General features: G+C 47.1%; 20 protein-coding genes. 1 reads left to right on the forward strand and 19 read right to left on the reverse strand.

Translation table 11 applies throughout. The features are described from left to right. Positions 1 to 417: 417 nt before the first annotated feature. Entirely contained in the window at positions 418 to 720 is a 303-nt protein-coding gene (locus Ga0451573_RS14470; protein ID WP_231684849.1) for an AbrB/MazE/SpoVT family DNA-binding domain-containing protein, read from the reverse strand. Between the two features lie 173 nt (positions 721 to 893). On the opposite strand from Ga0451573_RS14470, the gene Ga0451573_RS14475 reads away from it, so the two are divergent. Then, positions 894 to 1,412 (forward strand): O-acetyl-ADP-ribose deacetylase, encoded by a 519-nt coding sequence (locus tag Ga0451573_RS14475; protein ID WP_231684850.1) that lies wholly within the window; start codon positions 894 to 896, stop codon positions 1,410 to 1,412. 501 nt (positions 1,413 to 1,913) lie between these two features. Here the strand turns inward: Ga0451573_RS14475 and Ga0451573_RS14480 are convergent. The 18 genes from Ga0451573_RS14480 to Ga0451573_RS14565 all read right to left on the reverse strand — a co-directional run bounded on the left by Ga0451573_RS14480 (position 1,914) and on the right by Ga0451573_RS14565 (position 19,732). Further along, the gene (locus Ga0451573_RS14480; protein WP_231684851.1) at positions 1,914 to 2,480 is read right to left on the reverse strand and encodes a hypothetical protein; all 567 of its coding nucleotides are present in this window, start codon (positions 2,478 to 2,480) and stop codon (positions 1,914 to 1,916) included. Positions 2,481 to 2,682: 202 nt separating this feature from the next. Then, entirely contained in the window at positions 2,683 to 3,951 is a 1,269-nt protein-coding gene (locus Ga0451573_RS14485; protein WP_231684852.1) for a (Fe-S)-binding protein, read from the reverse strand. Then, positions 3,948 to 4,727, reverse strand: coding sequence for a respiratory nitrate reductase subunit gamma (locus tag Ga0451573_RS14490; protein ID WP_231684853.1), 780 nt, complete (start codon positions 4,725 to 4,727; stop codon positions 3,948 to 3,950). Before Ga0451573_RS14490 ends, Ga0451573_RS14485 begins: the two co-directional genes overlap by 4 nt. Before the next feature lie 23 nt (positions 4,728 to 4,750). Further along, positions 4,751 to 5,626, reverse strand: a complete 876-nt coding sequence (locus Ga0451573_RS14495; protein WP_231684854.1) for a CobW family GTP-binding protein — start codon at positions 5,624 to 5,626, stop codon at positions 4,751 to 4,753. Positions 5,627 to 5,663: 37 nt separating this feature from the next. After that, the gene (locus tag Ga0451573_RS14500) at positions 5,664 to 5,996 is read right to left on the reverse strand and encodes a DUF6951 family protein (protein ID WP_231684855.1); all 333 of its coding nucleotides are present in this window, start codon (positions 5,994 to 5,996) and stop codon (positions 5,664 to 5,666) included. A gap of 5 nt (positions 5,997 to 6,001) precedes the next feature. Next, positions 6,002 to 6,721, reverse strand: a complete 720-nt coding sequence (locus Ga0451573_RS14505; RefSeq protein WP_231684903.1) for a 4Fe-4S double cluster binding domain-containing protein — start codon at positions 6,719 to 6,721, stop codon at positions 6,002 to 6,004. A gap of 121 nt (positions 6,722 to 6,842) precedes the next feature. Continuing rightward, positions 6,843 to 7,289 (reverse strand): carboxymuconolactone decarboxylase family protein, encoded by a 447-nt coding sequence (locus Ga0451573_RS14510; protein WP_231684856.1) that lies wholly within the window; start codon positions 7,287 to 7,289, stop codon positions 6,843 to 6,845. A 103-nt stretch (positions 7,290 to 7,392) separates the two neighbouring features. Next, on the reverse strand, positions 7,393 to 8,154 hold the full coding sequence (locus Ga0451573_RS14515; RefSeq protein ID WP_231684857.1) for an ABC transporter ATP-binding protein: 762 nt from the start codon (positions 8,152 to 8,154) through the stop codon (positions 7,393 to 7,395). Next, the gene (locus tag Ga0451573_RS14520; protein ID WP_231684858.1) at positions 8,145 to 8,984 is read right to left on the reverse strand and encodes an ABC transporter permease; all 840 of its coding nucleotides are present in this window, start codon (positions 8,982 to 8,984) and stop codon (positions 8,145 to 8,147) included. Before Ga0451573_RS14520 ends, Ga0451573_RS14515 begins: the two co-directional genes overlap by 10 nt. A gap of 140 nt (positions 8,985 to 9,124) precedes the next feature. Continuing rightward, positions 9,125 to 10,213, reverse strand: coding sequence for an ABC transporter substrate-binding protein (locus Ga0451573_RS14525; RefSeq protein WP_231684859.1), 1,089 nt, complete (start codon positions 10,211 to 10,213; stop codon positions 9,125 to 9,127). Positions 10,214 to 10,320: 107 nt separating this feature from the next. Further along, positions 10,321 to 11,376, reverse strand: coding sequence for an MtaA/CmuA family methyltransferase (locus Ga0451573_RS14530; protein WP_231684860.1), 1,056 nt, complete (start codon positions 11,374 to 11,376; stop codon positions 10,321 to 10,323). Between the two features lie 19 nt (positions 11,377 to 11,395). After that, positions 11,396 to 12,364: a tetrahydromethanopterin S-methyltransferase subunit H family protein gene (locus Ga0451573_RS14535; protein ID WP_231684861.1), complete on the reverse strand. Its 969-nt coding sequence runs from the start codon at positions 12,362 to 12,364 to the stop codon at positions 11,396 to 11,398. Between the two features lie 128 nt (positions 12,365 to 12,492). Then, the gene (locus Ga0451573_RS14540) at positions 12,493 to 13,542 is read right to left on the reverse strand and encodes a uroporphyrinogen decarboxylase family protein (RefSeq protein WP_231684862.1); all 1,050 of its coding nucleotides are present in this window, start codon (positions 13,540 to 13,542) and stop codon (positions 12,493 to 12,495) included. Positions 13,543 to 13,577: 35 nt separating this feature from the next. Next, positions 13,578 to 15,521, reverse strand: a complete 1,944-nt coding sequence (locus Ga0451573_RS14545; RefSeq protein ID WP_231684863.1) for an ASKHA domain-containing protein — start codon at positions 15,519 to 15,521, stop codon at positions 13,578 to 13,580. A gap of 33 nt (positions 15,522 to 15,554) precedes the next feature. Beyond that, complete coding sequence (locus Ga0451573_RS14550; RefSeq protein ID WP_231684864.1) at positions 15,555 to 16,223, reverse strand: cobalamin B12-binding domain-containing protein; 669 nt, start codon at positions 16,221 to 16,223, stop codon at positions 15,555 to 15,557. A 578-nt stretch (positions 16,224 to 16,801) separates the two neighbouring features. Beyond that, on the reverse strand, positions 16,802 to 18,040 hold the full coding sequence (locus Ga0451573_RS14555) for a (Fe-S)-binding protein (RefSeq protein ID WP_231684865.1): 1,239 nt from the start codon (positions 18,038 to 18,040) through the stop codon (positions 16,802 to 16,804). Next, positions 18,037 to 18,816 carry a respiratory nitrate reductase subunit gamma gene (locus Ga0451573_RS14560; RefSeq protein ID WP_231684866.1) on the reverse strand — a complete coding sequence of 260 codons (780 nt, stop codon included), beginning with the start codon at positions 18,814 to 18,816 and terminating at the stop codon, positions 18,037 to 18,039. Before Ga0451573_RS14560 ends, Ga0451573_RS14555 begins: the two co-directional genes overlap by 4 nt. Positions 18,817 to 18,856: 40 nt before the next feature. Then, a complete protein-coding gene (locus Ga0451573_RS14565) occupies positions 18,857 to 19,732 on the reverse strand; it encodes a CobW family GTP-binding protein (protein WP_231684867.1) in 876 nt (291 codons plus the stop codon). Positions 19,733 to 19,786: the final 54 nt, after the last annotated feature.

The following is a 19,786-nucleotide window of genomic DNA, read 5'->3' on the forward strand; positions in this document are numbered from 1 at the left end:
TAAAATTCTTCTATTATATAGTAACCCAAAACGTATGTAAAATGTACTGCTGAAAAATGCGCTAATGCTTTTAATTTCGGCTATGAATTATTTAGGTGAAAAAGGCGTAACTTAAAGCAAAAGAATAACCACCGCATTAATAGTGGCTATTCTACTGGAAATACTTCCTCATGTTTTCCTATGATATAGAAAGTATTTATCTGATCTTTTCCTTCAGAGATTATTTCTATAATGATTCTGATTGACATATTTACGCTAATTTCATAGAAGTTGTCTGTCCCCTGAACCTTTTTGAAGCGTAGAGAAGGATGAGCAGGGTTCTTTATAAAGAGGTCAATTTTTGTAAGAGCCTGTTTGACAATTTTTTGCTCTAAGGACTTGAACTGTTTATCAAATTTACGAGTTGTTTGGAACCGCCTAGTCATTATCCAAGCCCTTTACAAATTCATCTGCATTCTCAAATTTACGGACCCTGCCAGCTTTTACATCTTCTTTGGCTTCCAACATATCTTTTTGAGTAGCTTCAGTCCAAAAATAGGCCTGACTAGATGGTATGAGTTTATAAGGTTCCATTACAATTTTGTTGCCCTCAATTTTAACATCTAAGACATCACCTTCAGATATTTTCAGGCGCTCTCTAATCTCTCTGGGGATACTAATCAGATTGCGTTTTTGGACAGAAACTTTATGAGTTTTGATATTCCTTTTTGGGGCAGGCATAAGTATTACCTCCAATCAATTACACTGTAATTACAGTATAACCGTAAAAACGCAAAAACACAACAGGGTAGATGGTCGAAATTGGCGGTAATAGCTCCTTCATCGCCTAATAACAAAAGACATAGACATAAAAGTTTAAAGAAACGAAATAACGTACTGGGAAGGATGATAAGATGAAAAGAATGGAAATAGTCCAAGGAGATATTACAAAAATTCATGTTGATGCTATCGTGAATGCTGCCAATAACAGTTTATTAGGTGGCGGAGGCGTTGACGGCGCTATACATAAAGCGGGCGGGAAAGCCATACTTGATGAATGCATGGAAATAAGAAACAGGCAGGGAGGTTGTGAAACGGGAGAAGCTGTTATCACTACCGCAGGAAAGCTCCCTGCCAAATATGTTATTCATACAGTAGGCCCGGTATGGCACGACGGAAACGATGGTGAAGAACAATTATTAAGGAATTGTTACCGAAATTGTTTAACTTTAGCATTGGGTAACAATGTAGAAACTATTGCTTTTCCTAACATTAGCGCCGGAGTATACCGCTTTCCAAAACAGTTAGCGGCTCAGGCAGCTATTGATGAGGTTTCCAGATTCGTAAGGGACAATGAATCTAAACTACAGAAAGTAATTTTCGTTTGTTATGATTCCGCAAACTATAAGTTATACCAAGAGCTCCTCAAATAATTCTGACTTGGAACTGCTGATACTATGTCCCCATAAGTAAATAGGGCACTCGCTCTCAATTTCGGCTCCAAATTAGGAAGTGGCAGATGTGTTCCGGAAGAACGAGTCTGACGTCCGTTTGTCGGTTCCCGCAGGGAACCGGTAATAAGGTCAGCGAGTCCCGTAATAAATGGGGACCCTCTCTGACTTTCTGCTATGAATTAGGAAGTGGCAGATGTGTTCCTGAAGGATGAGTCTAACGTCAACTTGTCGGCGATCCGCGAATGCGGGAGCCGGTAACAAGCTGAGTTGTTGCCATCCTGGAGGAATACATTTGCCACTTCCTTGCTTTATAGCTAAAAACAAAAGAGGTTCCTATTCACTTATCCGATAGCTAACCGCCGCTAAAACTCCCACCTCGTCAGGTGGGAGTTAAGCTGCGCTAAGCTCCTGGATAACGATTTCTAAACGTCAGATGGAGTCCAGACTCCACCTGACGCTAAGAAATCTGTTGATGGGACACTACCGTTCATATTTAACCGGAATCAGTTCCCTGCCTACCTGGTGAATGACTTGGTCAACCTCCTGGGTATTGTTGTTATGTATACCTAAAGTGTCTTTAATGTCTCTGATGGTGAAGAAACTGTCAAAAACCTTTTGTGCCCAGTCCTCTGAATGCTGGTTCTCTGAAAGTACAGTACAGTGAAAATCACAGACCGTTTTCGCCTCATATTTAAACACATTCTTCCAATCTGAGGTCAGGTCCATATAAAAGTCGGGATGCCATCCCCAATCCCAAACTGCAAAACCGAATTTACCATACTGTGTGGTCATCGCCGCTAGCTTTTCCCGAACCGCAGCTGCAAATCGTTCCCTGGCCCCAGGTTCTCCGTCAGCTATCTGTGCAGCCAGTCCTGTTAGCTCAAGATCCGCGTTATCCCTGAGATACTGTTGATGCCGCTGAAAAGCCAAGGTCTCAAGGTTCTTCAGCTCTTCTAAAAGCTGAGTGCGGCGCTCTTTTTCCTCGTCTACGAGAAATCCCAAAATCTTACTTTCCTTTTCTGACAAGTACTGATTGTTTCTTACCATTACCCCTAAACCCTCCTGAGATTTGAATATAAATCAGGGTATCTCCTGTATAACAATACACCATTTGTTAACATTATGCAACTTTACAAACATAAATTTAACAGAAAAAAAACAAATAAAAAACCCTGTACCTTAAAGTCTCGGAAACGCAAAGGCACAGGGCGAGGGGGTTATCCTGATGTATTCTGATGTATTCTGATGATTATTCACAACCCATTGATACAGCCGCCAGTTCGGCCAGGTGATACATCTTCAGGGGGGAATCCGCTTTAACTATCCCACCGGCCAGCCCCGAGTAACAGGTCGGGCATGGTGTAGTTAGGAACTCGGCCCCGGTAGCTTCGGCCTCTTTTATCCGGTATACCGACGCCTCTTCCTGGAGGTCATGGTTGGCCATCTTCAATCCACCGCCCACCCCGCAGCACCGGGAGTACTGCCTGTTCCGGTCCATCTCCACCAGTTCCAGGCCCGGAATCGCATCTATTATGCGCCGCGGGGCATCATAGATACCATTGTGGCGTCCCAGCAGGCAGGGGTCATGGTAGGTTATTTTGCCTTCTATCGGGATCTTAAACTGAAGCCTTCCCTGCCGGTGCAGCAGGTCAATATATTCTGCCAAGTGATATATTTCATAATTCTGTTCACCAATCCTGGCATAGTCATTTTTAAATGTCTTGTAGCATCCGGAACATGCTGTCACCAGTGTCTCTATCCCCAGACTGTTGATTTGGTCGATATTGCCTGCAGCCTTTTCCTGAAACTCCGGGTCCCCGATACGCCTGAGCTTGCCGTAACAGCAGTTCTCCTCGGGGCCGAGGATGCCAAATCTTACGCCTGCATGATTCATGATATTGGCCGCATGCTGGGAGACCATGTTTATCTTTTCATCATAGCTCGCCGTACAGCCCAGGAACAATAGGACCGGCGCCAGATTATCAGTTATCAGCTCAGGTTTCTGTGCCAGAGTGCCTTTTGACAGGCCTGCCTCCACCCAGTCAGCCTTCTCGGTACGGGATCTTTTATATGGGTTCCCATGCTTTTTCAGGGTCTCACAGTAAGTTTTCTGTTCAGGCAGCGGGCCCAGCCCGGATTCATACATGGCTTCCCGGGTATTCTCCCATAGTTCCACGGTATCCAGCCTTGCCGGACATACGAAATGGCATTGGTTGCAGCAGGAACACTCATACAGGCTTTTGGTAAAACGCGCCACTGTCTCAGGTCCCGGTTTGCGCCCAAATAAGCCAAACAAACCGCCGTTTTCACCTTTTAGTATTTCTTTGAGGTATTTTATCTTGGCACGGGGGGTAACGTCCTCTTTACTGTCAAGGGTATATACCGGACACCACTTCTGGCACTCCCCGCACCGGGTACATGCGTCCAGGCTCATCAACTGCCGGGGGCTGAGTTTTTCTATCCTGAGTTTACCGGTATTAATCCTGTCAGTCCCGGACTCCATTGCAGCCTCTGTCATATATATAGGTCACCCCGCATTCGTTCCTCTGATGCATTCAGTACTATTTCTACCGGGCCGTTAATGATGTGCATAAATTTACTGTGGGGAATGTATGCCAACAAAATTGCATTCAGGGTGGCATGAAAAACCCATAGACCCGTTGCCAGGCCGCCAACATTTGCATCACCGCTAAACAAGGCAGCCAGCCGGTAGCCTATAAAGGAATAAGTCACTTCAGTTCCCGGCATCGTCATAGAGATGCGCGCCGCCTCCAGCAGAAACCCGCTGGCGACCAACAGAAACAGGGCTGCCAGAGTTACCGTATCATCCGCATCGGTATAAAGCTGGCTGTCTTTTTTGATATACCTCCTGATAATTGCCATTGCCAGACCGGCCAGAATTGCCAGGCCAAAGAGGTCGCCTGCAGCCTTGTAATAGTTATGGCCCGCACCTTCCAGCATGTACAGGCTGACCCGGGAACTCTCCGGGATTACCATCTCCAGGACCACCGCTATTGCAGACAACATTAACAGGCCTATAAAACCATAAAATATCAGCATATGTGCCAACCAGCGGGCGGCGCTTTTTTCCGCCAGTTGTTTCTGAAACAGTACTTCTCTGAAAAAGGTTTTCAACATTATCAGAAAATCGGGTTCATTATACAGGGACCTCCTCCGGGCTTTAAAATAAAAGGAAATCTTATAGCCCAGCCCAGTGAACAGGAGTAATACTCCCAGGAACTGGACAACCCAAAAGTAAGCCCAGGGTTTGAAATAAAGTTCTGCATCACTCATTCTTCATGCACTCCCCCTTGGCCTTAACTTTTGATAGCTTTTTCGATTTTGGGGCGATCCACCTGACGACCGATAAAAACAAACTTATTTGTATCTGTATCCCGGATCTCACCAAAATTGACCTGACCATTTACATAGTCAAAGGTTTCCGGTCCGTTCTCGGTCCGGATAATACCCTTAGCCCTATAAATGCTGCCATACTCACCGCTATTGAGGTTCTGCAATAATTCAACAATTCTCTCCTTTTTCACCATACCGTCGATAGTAAAGGATTCGGCATGAAATTGAGGGGAATAATGGAAATGCACGATGTCACCTTTAACGGCTGTCTGAGGAATTTCAGCCCGGCAGTAGACTGTAGGTATTATCAGGGCAGCAGGATTAATGCGGGCGATTTTACCCCGGCATTTTTCAATTTCTTCAGCTGAAACCAGGTCTGCCTTATTCATCATTATTATATCTGAATTCATAATCTGGTCTTTAAAGAAATTGCCCAGGTCATCTTCATGGACATCTCCTGAAAAAAAGGTTAAATCAACTACTCCGACCACCGGAGCAATCTCAATCCGGTCACTGAAATCAGCTTTTTCAAGGCCTATCAGGACTGATGACGGTGAAGCAATCCCTGAAGGCTCTATGATAAGCTGCCCGGGCTTGAAGTCCTCAAGGATATCTCTTACGGCATCAACCAGGCTTTCCCGAAGGCTGCAGCATATACAACCGCTGGGCATTTCAACAACATTAAGGTTGGTGCCTTCAGCAACAACAGCCCCGTCAATCCCCAGTTCCCCGAATTCATTTACAAGTATGGCTGTGTCGGAATTAGACTGTTCGATAAGGTTTTTTAACAAAGTAGTTTTCCCCGCACCCAAAAAACCGCATATAAGCACTATTTTCACTGCCGGCCTTCCTTTCCGCGACCCTGCCCGCAAGCTCTCATTCTTCGGTGATTTTGGTAATTTTCATGGTTACTTCCTGGTCCACCGCAGCGCCAACCAGCACCTGAACCGTCTTCAGGATTGCACTGGGCACAGGACAGTCGGGGTGGGTCAGGTGTTGGGAACAGACCTTATAAATATATGAATCAAGCATCTTGGTAAAGACACCTTTTTTCCAGTTAAGATTCCTGAATTCGTCCTTCATACCTGTAACCAGCTCACAGGCGCTGTGAAAATCAAGATTAAGACGCTTTTGGTCGTCAAGTTCTGCCTCGATAACAACCTTCAGCCCACAGGCTCCGGGTTCCACTATCCCTTTAGCCTTTTTCATAAGGTTTACCTCCCATAGGGGCAGGCCAGTACACATACCCCGCAGATATATTTTTGAAAAACCTTTACTGTATAACTCATATATTCAGTACATGCATCGGCATCAATAAATACTTCAGCCTTGTTACCGCGTTTCCATTGGACATCCCTGATAGCAGATACCGGACACGAGTTGACACATCTGGAACAACTGCCACAGGCGCTTTCAGTGTAGGGTGTCTTGCATATCTCCAGCGGCGCATCAGTCAGTACTGTTGCCCAGCTTAGCCGTGCGCCGTATTCCCGGTTCACCAGGAGACCACTTTTACCTATCCATCCCAGTCCGGAACAGGTGGCTGCAGTCTTATGGGGAAACAGGGGGTACAGTTTTGAGATAAAACTTCCATCAGTCTTTGCTGAGTCCGGAGGAATCGCCAGGGTCCGCCATCCACGTGACTTAAGCAAAGTTATTAATTTCTTCTGAACAGATTCCAGGACCAGATCAACTTCTTCATACTGGTTTGAATACACTGTCATTGAACCACACTTATAAGTCCCACGGTATCTGGGATGCTTTACGGCAATAGCGATAGCATTGGGCAGGTGCTTTAATTCAGGCGCCAGCCCGACACTGACATCCCCGAAACCGGCAAGGGTCGCCCCCCAGCTAATGATTTTTTCCTGTAGCTGCTGCGAATCAATCGTTGTCATCGTACTTTTCCTCATGCGGAGCGGAAATTTCAGCATCAAACGGCAACCCCCTTTCATTTTCAATAACCATTATTATTTCTGGATTCCGGTCCGTTTTCCTGCAAACTCAAATTATTATATTGGAGAGGGACCGCAGCCCCTCTCGTCTGAATCAATTCTAGTACACGCCGTGATCCCATCTTGGCGGGGGCAGATATTCCCAAGGCTCATTTGCCTGGATTTTTTGGGCCAGCTGCACACACTTGTAAGCATATTCAAAACAATACGGGATTCCTGGGCCGGCTGGAACGAAACCACCCAGCATCATACCAATGGCAGCAGCTTCAAATACTTCCTCAACAGAAGCGCCGGCCTTAACAGCCGGGTAAACGTGTACAATACACCTGGGTGAACAATAGCCAACACCACCGGCCATAAAAATCAGTTCCTTAACCTTACGGCTTAAAGCGCCATCTGCCCACATGCTGTTGTAAAAATCAGCAAAGGTAACACCGGCTTTGGGATTCACCTCATTAATAACTTTAAACATCCGGGGTACAAATAACATGTTGTCAACCATATACTGGTTGGCTTCTGCAGGGGTATAGTTTTTCTCTTCACACATAACTTGGGATTCGCTCCTTTCAAATAGTAGTCTTTTCAGCTTGTCAAACATCATGATGTCAAACAGTTAAGAGCTGTTTGTTTTTCACCTCCTCCTGATTATTTTAAACCCGGCCTGTATTAGGGATTGCCGGGGTTGAAGACTCTATCATTTCAAGTATCATTCTGCGGTTGCGGCAGAACTCGACATCTGTCCGGTTCCGCGGCCGGGGAAGATTCAACTCGACAACCTGCTTAATTCTTCCGGGCCGGCAGCCCATGATAACAATTCTCTCGGCCAGATAAACCGCTTCATCGATGTTGTGGGTAACAAACAAAATTGTCTTTTTTTCTTTTTCCCACAGGTTTATCAGATCTGCCTGCAGCATATTCCGGTTTATCGAATCCAACGCCGCAAAAGGTTCATCCATCAGCAGGAGTTTGGGGTTATATGCCAGCACTCTGGCAATAGCCACCCTCTGTTTCATACCTCCGGACAGCTGTTTGGGGTAATACTTGCGGTATTCGGCAAGTCCCACTTTTTCCAGGTTATGCTCTATAATGTCTCTCCAAAGGCTCGTGTCAATCTTGCGGGCCCTCAGGGCGAACCTGATATTCTCTTCCACCGTATACCATGGGAAAAGAGCATCTTCCTGAAATACAAACCCCACTTCCCCATCTTCGAGAGTGATCGGCCGGTCTTCAAGCAGTACCTGTCCCCCTGCCGGTGCATAAAGGCCGGCTACGATTCTCAGCAGGGTGCTTTTCCCGCAGCCGCTGGGCCCGACAATACAGCAGAAACAGCCTTGTTCCACTTTAAGATCCAGCCCTTGAAAAATAGTTGTCTCCCCAAACTGCTGGGTAATATCTCTTATTATCAGCGCCATGGTATCAACCTCTTTTCCAGAAAGAGGATAATCCAGTTAATCAGGCTTCCTACAATCCCGATGGCCACCATTCCGCTGATAATCTCAGCAGTTCTGCCCCCCACCGAATAGGAGGACCAGATGTAATAACCAATACCCAGTTTCCCGCCGACAAACTCCGCAGCCACAATACACATCCACCCAACACCGAAACCAACCCGAATGCCGCTGAAAATCGCCGGCAGGGCCCCGGGCAGCATCACCCGGATGAGCACCTGTCTGGAGGAAGAGCCCATTGTCCGGGCTGCCTCAATATGTATCCGGTTGACCATACTTATACCATGTATGGTATTCAGCAGGACAGGGAAAAAAGCCCCGATAAAAACAGTAAATATCTGTACATACTCTGTGGGACTCCCGGTATTGGCAAAGATTACATATGCCAGTGGTATCCAGGCCAGGGGCGGTATCGGCCTTATCATCTCAATAATAGAATCAAAATAACTTTTCAGTTTTTCCACGGAACCCATCAGAATCCCCATTGGTACTGCAGCAATAAAACTGAGTACACAGGCCTTGATTACTATCAGCAGGCTCGCCCACACTATTTGGAGCAGGGTTTTGTTGTACAGGGGATCTCCTTTTATTACAAGGTCAACAAATACCCTGAGGGTCTCCAAGGGTGTCGGAAGTTCAAGTAGTCTCAAACCTGCTATAATCTGCCATATCAGCACCAGTGAAGCCGCAGACAGCATCCTGAAAACCCTGTCACGGGATAGTATCCTGTACCGCGGTTTCTGAATAGTCTGGTCTGCTACCCTGTCTGCAGCTGTATAATTGAACAGGCCCATTAACACCATCCTTTACCTGATAGCACGTTCACCCGCTACAGCACATGCTAACTGCTAAAAGCTAACTGCTCCTATTATTTGTCATATATCATTAATTGTCAATTGTTATCTCCTGACTCCTGACTCCTGACTCCTGACTCCTATTTAATAACCGGCCGCAGTCCTTCTTCTCTCAGGGCTTTATCAAGGAGCGTATGCTGTACGGTACCGATACCGGGAACAGCAATGGTTCTGCCTTCCAGGTCAGCCAAGGTTTTAATCTTGCCGTCGCTCTTTACCACCAGTCCTGAACCTTCGTTGTTGGCTCCTGCCACTACCTCAATGGGAATATTGTCATTTATTCTCTTCAGAGTTGCCGGAGCACCGCCAATATAAGCAATATCTACATCAGCGGCCTTAAAGGCCTCCATTACGGCAACACCATTGGCAAACATCTTGGTTTCCAGGTTCTGCCCGGTAATCAGACCGACCTGTTCATAGTACCCTTCCTTCTCAGCAACAAACATAGCCAGTTGATGCAGGTCAGCTGACAGGTATCCCAGACGAAGCGGGGCATCACCTTTGACGCCCGCAGGTTTCCAGCCGGCATCCTGATCCAATTCACCGGAAACTTTTTTATTGACATCTTCCCGGAGGAATGAAGCAAAGAAATTTTCACTGTTTTCGTACCCGATGGTTTCCACCGAGTTTTTCAGCAGTTTTCCTTCTACCAGGCTGCTGTAGTACTCCATGAATTTGTCCTTGGCGGGATATTCAACATAAGTAATGTTTTCCAGGGATTTTTTAACTACTTCCTCATCCTTCCCGGTGAAGGCAGAGGCATACTGCAAAACCTTATTCCGGTTTTCCGCATCATTTATAAACCTGATAGCTCTGATATGAGCCCAGGTAACAGCTTCAACCGTTTGTTCATCTTTAAAGCTGTCACTTACAGCCAAAACACAGCACGGGTGTCCCGGCCATACTTCCCGGGAGGTAAACAGGTATTTACCGTCACCGTTGTTTACAGCAGTACTGTTAAAGGGCTCCCAGGCGATGAAACCGTCGATTTCCCCAGCTTTTAACTGTTCCAGCATATTCGGCGGGGATGTTTGCGTCAGGTATACGATTCTTTCCAGGTCCTGATTCCCGCTGGCCTCGTTGGCTTGTTGCCCGGTCTTACCGGAGCATCCAAAGAAAACCACCGCGGAGAACATAATTGTCAAAACTGCTGCCAATAACCTTTTCACTAAACTTTTACCTCCCCAACTTCACACAGATACCGTGGAACCGGAGACCGGCCTGACCTGCAACCAGGCCGGCCAGTTCCACTATAAGTTAACGCCAAGCACTTTAATTACTTATTTTTACGACCGTATTTTTCGGCCCCGTATTTCTTAGTAGCTTCCACGAATGCCTTCATATTCTCCAAAGGAGCAGTCGGCCAGATATCACAGCTCGGCCAAACAGCATCCACACCGCCCTCAAGGGATTTAATAACAGCTGCCTCAACATCTTGGGGTGTACCGGTTACCAGCACATTATATGCATCCACATTGCCATACAGGCAGGTATCCCAGCCAATGTCTTCGCGACTCTTGACCAGGTCATTGCTCTGCTCTACGGAAATTCCGGGTGTACCGGTATCCTTCAAAATCCCGATGATGGGGTTTGTCTTGCCACACATGTGCAACGCTGCCGGACATCCCATTTCGGCCAGGGCATCAAAGATTTTCTTCAGGTGGGGGGCAACCACATTCTTAAATACCTTAGGACTTAATACATCAGTAGGAGCTCCCATTTCGCGAACAGTAATATAATCAACACCTGCAGCATGATAGGCCTTAGCAACGTCAATGATAACATTAGCCAGGCGGTCCAGGGCTTCATTAATCATATCAGGCTTCTTGAAGGACAGTTTCAGGAGATCATTAAGGTCCATCAACTGGCCGGCAAGGGTGAACGGACCAAGGACATATGTCCCGACAGCCACTTCACTGCCAATATCGGCCTGAAGAAGCTTAATGGCCTCACAGACTACCTGTACCCGTCCCTTTGAAGCAATGTTATCAGGAATAGGGAAGGTGGTCATTTCGTCCTGTGAATGGCAAACCTTTTCCTTAATTGTCGGGTAAAGCAGGTTAGCAACATCTTCATAGGGGTTCATCACGCATCCGATTGCCTCAGCCTCAACACACAGGTCATAAGGGACCACTGCTGATTCGAGTCCGAACAGTTTGTGAGATGTAGCCGATGTCTCGGCCAGCATTTTGGCATTGCCATGGCAGTCAGCAAACTTATAGCCTAACTGGTCAAGTCCGGCAGTGGTAACATTACCCATTCCGCTAAAGCATGCGGGTCTGTCAACTGTTTCTCCTTTTAGTGTTTTCAGAACTCTTTCTTTTGAAGTCAATTAAGACACCTCCATTTTTTTAATCATGCTCGGGAAGAGCCTGTTGTTCCCCGCTCTTCAGTTTTTCAGCAAAATCCCCAAAAAACTTATAAAGGGGATGATTTTCATTTGTCGGCAGTTTTCCTGTTTCGTAGTAACCCATGGCAGCGGCCATTACAGAACCTGAAACCACTGCGGGGAACATCTTGGGAGCGGCCACAATGGGACCATAGAAGATGAAGTCAGACCAGAAGAGCGCTGAACAGCCCTGTCCGGAGGCATTCATGGCAGCAAAGCCATCCTTGCCAAAGAGCTCCCTGGCATCCTTCCACATGTAAGTACCGTTGGAACTGGCCACACCACACGGCCATCCGGTGGCTTCCTTGACAATCTTATTAGCTACTCCGGAGAATGCGATGGCAGGCAGGTTCATAACCGAAGTGTCAATCATGATAGACTCAAAAGCGCCTTCACCGATAATCTCCATCATCTTGTTGAAAGCAGTCAATCTTCCCTTGGGTGAGGGATCGGTAACCTCATAAGCCTGAACAATCACATGCTTGATTCCCATGTCTTTAAGCGCTTGCACCTGACCGGGGATATCCTTATCCCAGGGAGTGATGCTGTTGTATACCAAGCGGTCTGCAAGCCCCTTTTTGGCAATATATTCGGCAGCCTCCAGGCGAGGCTTCTCAACCCACATGTCAATGGCAAAGGCGCGGTCACTGATGCTGGTAAACCAGTCAACATACCTGGCCATCTCTTCTGCTGAGTTGGCCACCATTGCTGTTATTGCCGGAATACCTGTCATGTCTTCCAGGGCTTCCTGTTTCTTCACATATTCCTCGGCCTTGGCTGCATCCCACTTGCCGTCTTTCCTGCTCTCAAGAATCTTATCCCCATTATGGAACATCGATGAAATCAGCAGCGGGGGATTTTGACCATACTGACCGCCGACTTTAAAATTCGTTATTTGGCAGACTTTCTGCTCAGCTTCCAGTTTAAACATTATTTCACTCCTATCATTTTAATTCTTTTACCCAATTAATTCTTTTACCTAAAGAGAAAGTAAAGGGGAGCGGGTGAGTATTCTCCCCTTTATTATGGGGAATGGGTTATCCCGTGATTAGCAGTAATTTAATACTTCCAGTCTCTTCCTGCACTCAGATAAGCATGGATATTCTCCACCGGCAATCCCGGAGGAATATCGCAGCCCGGCAGCAGAATATAACCGCCATCAAGACCGGCATTCTGAATACACTTCTTGGCATTTTCGATAACAACTTCCTTGGTGCCGTTATTCAGGACAAATACCGGGTGTGAATTGCCGCCGATGCACATTTTGGCGCCGATTTTCTGATGTGCCTCAGCCAGGTCAACCTTCATATCAATGGCAATACACTGGGCCCCTGATTCGGGGAAGAGTTCCAGGCTCTTGGTGGTATCACCACAGATATGGAGGAACCGGCCACAGTTCAGCGCCTCTATCATGGAGTGGAACTTCTGTAGTCCCGGAAGGGCGAATTTTTTGAACATTCGCGGTGAGATCAGGTCGCCTGATGCGGTAGCATCGGCGATGGCTGTTGCTTCTATGGAACCGTTTTTAATCATCGGCTCATAAAAGTAATAGTTGATTTCAGCCGCAAAATCGATAGTATCGGCAACCAGTTTCGGTTTCCGGAAACAGTCCTGCATCATTTTCTCCACGCCATATATCTGGGCTGCCAGGGAAAACGGCCCCCAGGCAGTAGCAGATACCAGGTACTCATCGCCAATCTCCTCGTGCACAAGCCGGGCGGCTTCCCAGATAGTCTGGACAACCGGGTCACCGGACAGAGCAGCCCGGATATCGGGATACTTCTCCCTTAGCCTTTGGAGATCATCATCTTCATACATGAGGGGTTCTTCCAGGTCAGGCGCCCCTACAGGGCGGTACTTTATGCGACCCCCAAAGGGCTGCAGGTGCACATTGTTATAACCTGAACCCAGATATACCATATCAGACTTGATTTCCTCATTCACCCTGATAACCATGTCTGCCATTTCCCTGGGCTTACCGATTAATCCGTCAAAGGTGTTGCCGGTATGCTTCATCGTCCATACCCCACCGCCATAAATTATGGCAGGTACCCGCTCAGGCGTTTTATTTTCAAAAGCCATAAGCACACACTCTTTTGCTTTCATCATACACCTCCACTTTAATTGTGGTTTCCTTCAGTTTTCTATTTAGGAATTTTGTCAAGAATATCCTGGATGCTGGGGAAGCTGTCAATACCGTGGGGGAATGCCATAGCTTCAGCAAACCTCTCCTGGAAGTCAGGCTCAACCGCGGTCTCAATAAATTCAACACTTCTGGCCACATCCCTGGCCTCAATCCTCTTGCCCTTATCCAGCAGAGCAGCCTGAGCGCCGTCACCGGCAGCATTGCCTACAGCGGCAACCTTTTCAAGGTCACAGTCAGGGAACAGTCCGATAACCATAGAAGACTCCTTGTCAATAAAGCTTCCAAAGGCCCCGGCCAGGGTTACCCGGTCGATTTTGTCCACACCGAGATGCCGCATCAGCATTTTGGTGCCAACATATAGAGCAGCTTTGGCCAGCTGAACAGCTCGGATATCTCCCTGAGTCACAGTGATATCTTTGCCAATACCGCTGTCATCGGCAAATACCATGACATATTCGGGTTTGCCGTCTTCACCCCTGCGAATCCGGTCAGATTCAATCTTCATGTTAAACCGGCCTGTCTTGTTGATAATCCCGGCTTTAAACACCTCGGCCACCATATCAATAATCCCGGAACCGCAAATACCCTTGGTATTGGATTTTTCCCCACGGCCATACCACTTTTCGTCACCAATCACCCTATAGGTACATTCCTTCGTCACCGGGTCAATGCGGAGCTTCTCTATGGCTCCCGGAGCAGCCCTCATGCCAAACTTGATCTGGGCCCCCTCAAGAGCGGGGCCGGTAGCGCACGAGGTGGATAAAAGCTTGTTCTTGTTGCCCAGGTCAATCTCACCATTGGTCCCAATATCAATCACAAGCCTGATTTCCTCAGTCTGCTTGTAAGGTTCCTCAGCAATTAGCACCGACACGTTGTCAGGTCCGACAAAACCGGCTTCAACCGGCAGTACATGTACGTTTGCCGACTTATGAATCTTTATTCCCAGGTCGCGGGCTTTAAGGTCAAAGGGGGCGCTGATTGCCGGGGCGAAAGGCGCACGACCCATGAACTTAGGCTCCAGGTTCAGCAGGCAGTGATGCATGGCTGTGTTGAACACCAGGGTGATTTCCACTACGTCTTCAGCCTTTAATCCTACTTTCTCGGTCATCCTTTCGGCCAGGGTATTAATCCCTTCGATAATTGCATCATGCAGCTTATCCCGCCCGTCTTCATTCATCATGGCATAGGTAATCCGGGAAAGGACGTCCTCACCGTAACGAACCTGTGGGTTCATCATCCCGTCTTTGATCAGCATCTGGCCGTTACTCATATCACACAGATATGCAGCTACAGTGGTTGTTCCCACATCAATACCAATGCCGTACCAGTTCCCGGAGAATCCCGGTTTAACATCAACAATCTCCCGATCGTACAAAACTGTTGCCGTTACCTGCCATTCACCCTCACGGATGATGTTGGGCAGTTCCCTGAGCGTAAAATAGTCAATGCTCAGATTGTCCAGCCCGTATTGTTCCTTTATAGCATCCTGCAAACGATTCAGGTCTGACCTGTGGTCATCCAGAGTAGCTGCCGGCATTTTCACGAAATAATTCTTTACTGCCGGGTCGAGGTTAAATACCCGCTCCTTGCCGGTGTCAAGTACTACCTGGTCTGCCTTGCGGCTTTCCTCAGGGACGAACACCAGGATATCACCCTTGATCTCACTGGCACACGCCAGCCTGTAATCCTCAGCAATTTCCTTTTCCTTAAGAATCTTTTTCTCTTCCTCGGTTATGGGGGACAGGTGTCCCACCTGAGAATCAATATTGAACTTTTCAAAAAATCCGGTTTCAATTTTTATTTTGCACTTTCCACAAACCTTGTGGGCTCCACAGGGGGCCTCAATGTCAACACCCAGTTCATGAGATGCAGTGAGGAGGGTTTTTCCTTCCTCTACCTTGCCCCGGCGTCCCGAAGGCTGAAATATAACATTATACTCCATCTGAGTCTTACCTCCTAAAGTCCGGTATCTTAATTATTCCTGCATATCCTTGAGAGCCTTAACCATGTTAAGGGCCTCTTTCAATGCATTGTTAGCATCCTTGGCAAAGCCGTCTGCGCCCCACTTGCCGGCCAGGTCCTCTGATACGGGGGCTCCGCCAATCATAATTTTACACTGCGGGTTTTTATCTTTTACTTTTTTAATAACCTCAGGCATACCAACCATTGTAGTTGTCATCATAGCTGACAGGCAGAGCAGCTCTGAGTCAGTTTTCAACTGTTCTTCCACAAACTTCTCCAGGGGAACATCACGGCCCAGGTCATGCACATCAAATCCGGCCACATCAAACATCATTTTCACGATGTTCTTGCCAATATCATGGACATCACCCTGAACTACACCCATAACAACTGTACCCTTGATACCCATTTCCTTCTGTTCAATGTGGGGCTTCAGAATATCCAGCCCGGCATACAGAGCATCAGCACACATCAGGATTTCAGGTACAAAGTATTCCTGTTCTTCATAAAGCCTGCCGACCTCATTCATCCCCTCGACAAGTCCTTCAAAAACAGCGGTATAAGCATCAATGCCCTCGTCAATAACAGCCTGGGCTGCATCTCTTACAGAATCTTCATCATAATCAATAACGCCTTGCTTTAGGGTTGCAAACAATTCTTTCTCTCTTTCGGTAAATGCCATTTAGTAAAACCTCCTCAAAAATTTTTTAATAAAGATTTCTCCCCTCTGCCTTCCGGCAGACATGTCTGCAGGTTATAAACTCTTGGCTCACCTCCGTTTTTAGCAAAATAAAAACACCTTAGCTGCTGCATAACTACTAAAGATGTAGTGCTCTGTCCACAACTGCGGCGTTTAGAAATCCGTTACAGGATTCACTAGGTAAAGATTTTTTCCACCTATACTTACTATTTGGTTAAAAATTTAGGCCCTTTTCACCTCCGGTACGGTTAAAAGGCTCTTGTCCGGGGGCCTCCAGGCTTTCACACATACTATTATTTGCTTTATATGCTTTTCATAAATTACCACTGCAAATTGTTGTCTCTACATATATATTAGTACTATTAACCATTCTTTTTAAAGTTATTTTTGCTGAATGGTAGAGTTTGGGCCCCGAAATGTCATTTACAGGCATTGAATGGTTTATCTAGTTTATCTCTTCTTGCACCGATACTTAATTACAGGTACAAAAACTCCCTGAATGCACCGCGGTATTTGGGGGATACCACTGCATATCAGGGAGTGAGGGGGGTACTATGTTATTAATTAATGCCCATTGAGCGGGCCGCCAGTTCGGCCAGGTGATACATCTTCAGGGGGGATTTCGCCTTGGCTAGCCCGCCGGCCAGACCTGAGTAGCAGGTCGGGCAGGGTGTGGTCAGCAGCTCGGCACCGGTAGCTTCAGCCTCTTTTATCCGGTATACCGATGCCTCTTCCTGGAGGTCATGGTTGGCCATCTTCAATCCGCCGCCCACCCCGCAGCACCGGGAATACTGCCTGCTGCGGTCCATCTCAACCAGTTCCAGGCCCGGAATCGCATCAATTATGCGCCGCGGGGCATCATAGATGCCATTGTGCCGCCCCAGCAGACAGGGGTCATGATAGGTTATTGTCCCTTCCAGAGGAATCTCAAACCTAATTTTCCCCTGCCGGTGCAGCAGGTCAATATATTCTGCCAGGTGATATATCTGGTAATTCTGTTTCCCAATCCTGGCATAGTCATTTTTAAATGTTTTGTAGCATCCGGAACATGCTGTCACCAGTGTCTCTATTCCAAGGTGGTTGATTTGGTCGATGTTGCCGGCAGCCTTTTCCCGGAATTCCGGGTCCCCGATACGCCTGAGCTTGCCATAACAGCAGTTTTCCTCAGGGCCGAGGATGCCGAATCTTACACCAGCATGGTTCATGATATTAGCCGCATGCTGGGAGACCATGTTTATCTTTTCATCATAGCTTGCCGTACAGCCCAGGAATAACAGGACCGGCGCCAAGTTATCAGTAAGCAGTTCAGGTTTCTCTGTCAAAGTGCCCTTGGCTAAACCGGTTTCTACCCAGTCTGCTTTATGGGCCTGTTCTTTTTTAAAAGGATTCCCGTCCCGCTTAAGATTTTCACAGTAAGTCTTCTGTTCAGGCAGCGGGCCCATCCCGGCTTCATACATGGCTTCACGGGTGTTTTCCCACAAATCCACGGTGTCCAGCCTGGCCGGACATACAAAATGACACTGGTTGCAGCAGGAACACTCATAGAGACTTTTAGTAAAACGCGCTACGGCCTCAGGACCGGGTTTGCGGCCAAATAAGCCAAACAGCCCGTTGCTTTCACCTTTAAGCATTTTCTTCAGGTATTTTATCTTAGCACGGGGGGTAACATCCTCTTCACTATTAAGTGTATATATGGGACACCACTTTTGGCACTCCCCGCACCGGGTACACGCATCCAGGCTCATCAACTGCCTGGGACTGAGTTTGTCTAATTTAAGCTGATTTCCCGTCTGTGTCATATATACAGGTCACCCCGCATTCTTTCCTCTGATGCATTAAGGACTATTTCTACCGGGCTGTTAATGATATGCAGGAGCTTGCTGTGGGGGATGTATGCCAAAAGAATTGCATTCAGGGTCGCGTGAAAGACCCAGAGAGCCGTCGCCAGAACGCCGGCACTTGCAGACCCGTCAAACAGAGCTGCCAGCCGGTATCCTATAAAGGAATAGGCCAATTCAGCTCCCGGCGCCGTCATCGAGATGCGCACCGCCTCCAACAGAAACCCGCCGGCAACCAGCAGGAACAAAGCCGCCAGCGCAACCGTATCAGCGGCTTCCGTGTAAAGCTGGCTGTCCTTTTTGATATACCTTCGGATAAATACCAGTGCCAGACCGACCAGAATGACCGCGCCAAAGAGGTCACCTGCGGCTTTGTAGTAATTGTGTCCCATTCCTTCCAACATGAACAAGCTGATCCGAGAACTCTCCGGAACAACAGTCTCCAGAGCCACCGCTATTGCGGACAGCAATAACAATCCCATAAAACCGTAAAATATCATCATATGTGCCAGCCAGCGGCCAGCGCTTTTTTCCGCCAGCTGCTTCTGAAACAGCACTTCTGTGATAAAGGCTTTCAGCATGATCAGATAATCAGGCTCATTATACAGGGATCTCCTCCGCGCTTTAAAATAAAAGGATATCTTATAGCCCAATCCGGTTAACAGAAGCAGTACTCCCAGGGACTGGACAATCCAAAAGTAGATCCAGGGCTTGTTATACAGTTCTGCACCACCCATTCTCTATACACTCCCCTTTGGCCTTAACTTTTAACTATTCTCAACTTCTGACCGCATTTTCTATTTTGGACCGGTTAACCTCCAGTCCTATAAAAACCAGCTTATTTTGTTCTGCCTTACCAATAGTGCCAAAATTGACCTGACCGTTTACATAGTCAAAAGTCTCTGATCCGTTGTCAGTCCTGATAATGCCCTTGGCCCGGTAGACATTGCCATATTCCCCGCCTTTTAGGCTGTTCAAAAGGTCAATGATCTTCTCTTTTTTCACTATCCCGTCAAAGGTAAAGGATTCGGCATGAAATTGCGGTGAATAGTGAAAATGGCTGACTTCATCTTTGGCGGCCATTTCAGGAATCTCAGCCTTACAATACACCGTAGGTATAATTATTGCGGAAGGATTGATTTCCAATACGCCCCTGCTGCACTCTTCGGTAACTTCAGCGGAAACCAGGTCCGCTTTGTTCAATAACACTATATCTGAGTTTTTAATTTGGTCTAAAAAGAAATTACCAATATCTCCTTCTCTGATAACTTCAATAAAAAAGGTCATGTCAATTACCCCAATCACAGGGGTAAAAGCTAACTTCTCTGCAAAGTCCGCATTTTTGAGGCCCAGGAGAATTGATGAAGGTGAGGCAATTCCCGAAGGCTCAATGATAAGCTGTCCGGGATTGAAATCCTCCATAATCTCTCTCACGGCATCCACCAAACTTTCCCGGAGACTGCAGCAGATACAGCCGCTGGGCATTTCGACAACATTAAGGTTATTGCCCTCAGAGATCAGGGCCCCATCTATCCCAAGTTCCCCGAACTCATTAACAAGTATAGCCGTATCCGCGCCATGCTCCCTGATCAGTTGTTTTAAAAGTGTTGTTTTACCGGCGCCAAGAAAACCACATATTAACTGTACTTTCATATCTGTAAATCCTGCCCCTTCTTTTCACCAGCTTAATGGTATTTCTGTCTATAG

Origin of the sequence: Phosphitispora fastidiosa (genome assembly GCF_019008365.1) — a bacterium.
GTDB lineage: Bacteria > Bacillota > Thermincolia > Thermincolales > UBA2595 > Phosphitispora > Phosphitispora fastidiosa.

Bases quoted from the DNA above. Each gene is read 5' to 3' on its own strand.
- Ga0451573_RS14565 (WP_231684867.1), bottom strand. From the start codon at position 19,732: ATGAAAGTACAGTTAATATGTGGTTTTCTTGGCGCCGGTAAAACAACA.
- Ga0451573_RS14485 (WP_231684852.1), bottom strand. From the start codon at position 3,951: ATGACAGAGGCTGCAATGGAGTCCGGGACTGACAGGATTAATACCGGT.
- Ga0451573_RS14560 (WP_231684866.1), bottom strand. From the start codon at position 18,816: ATGGGTGGTGCAGAACTGTATAACAAGCCCTGGATCTACTTTTGGATT.
- Ga0451573_RS14510 (WP_231684856.1), bottom strand. From the start codon at position 7,289: ATGTGTGAAGAGAAAAACTATACCCCTGCAGAAGCCAACCAGTATATG.
- Ga0451573_RS14540 (WP_231684862.1), bottom strand. From the start codon at position 13,542: ATGATGAAAGCAAAAGAGTGTGTGCTTATGGCTTTTGAAAATAAAACG.
- Ga0451573_RS14550 (WP_231684864.1), bottom strand. From the start codon at position 16,223: ATGGCATTTACCGAAAGAGAGAAAGAATTGTTTGCAACCCTAAAGCAA.
- Ga0451573_RS14505 (WP_231684903.1), bottom strand. From the start codon at position 6,721: ATGCTGAAATTTCCGCTCCGCATGAGGAAAAGTACGATGACAACGATT.
- Ga0451573_RS14470 (WP_231684849.1), bottom strand. From the start codon at position 720: ATGCCTGCCCCAAAAAGGAATATCAAAACTCATAAAGTTTCTGTCCAA.
- Ga0451573_RS14500 (WP_231684855.1), bottom strand. From the start codon at position 5,996: ATGAAAAAGGCTAAAGGGATAGTGGAACCCGGAGCCTGTGGGCTGAAG.
- Ga0451573_RS14535 (WP_231684861.1), bottom strand. From the start codon at position 12,364: ATGTTTAAACTGGAAGCTGAGCAGAAAGTCTGCCAAATAACGAATTTT.
- Ga0451573_RS14475 (WP_231684850.1), top strand. From the start codon at position 894: ATGAAAAGAATGGAAATAGTCCAAGGAGATATTACAAAAATTCATGTT.
- Ga0451573_RS14490 (WP_231684853.1), bottom strand. From the start codon at position 4,727: ATGAGTGATGCAGAACTTTATTTCAAACCCTGGGCTTACTTTTGGGTT.
- Ga0451573_RS14480 (WP_231684851.1), bottom strand. From the start codon at position 2,480: ATGGTAAGAAACAATCAGTACTTGTCAGAAAAGGAAAGTAAGATTTTG.
- Ga0451573_RS14520 (WP_231684858.1), bottom strand. From the start codon at position 8,984: ATGGGCCTGTTCAATTATACAGCTGCAGACAGGGTAGCAGACCAGACT.
- Ga0451573_RS14515 (WP_231684857.1), bottom strand. From the start codon at position 8,154: ATGGCGCTGATAATAAGAGATATTACCCAGCAGTTTGGGGAGACAACT.
- Ga0451573_RS14555 (WP_231684865.1), bottom strand. From the start codon at position 18,040: ATGACACAGACGGGAAATCAGCTTAAATTAGACAAACTCAGTCCCAGG.
- Ga0451573_RS14545 (WP_231684863.1), bottom strand. From the start codon at position 15,521: ATGGAGTATAATGTTATATTTCAGCCTTCGGGACGCCGGGGCAAGGTA.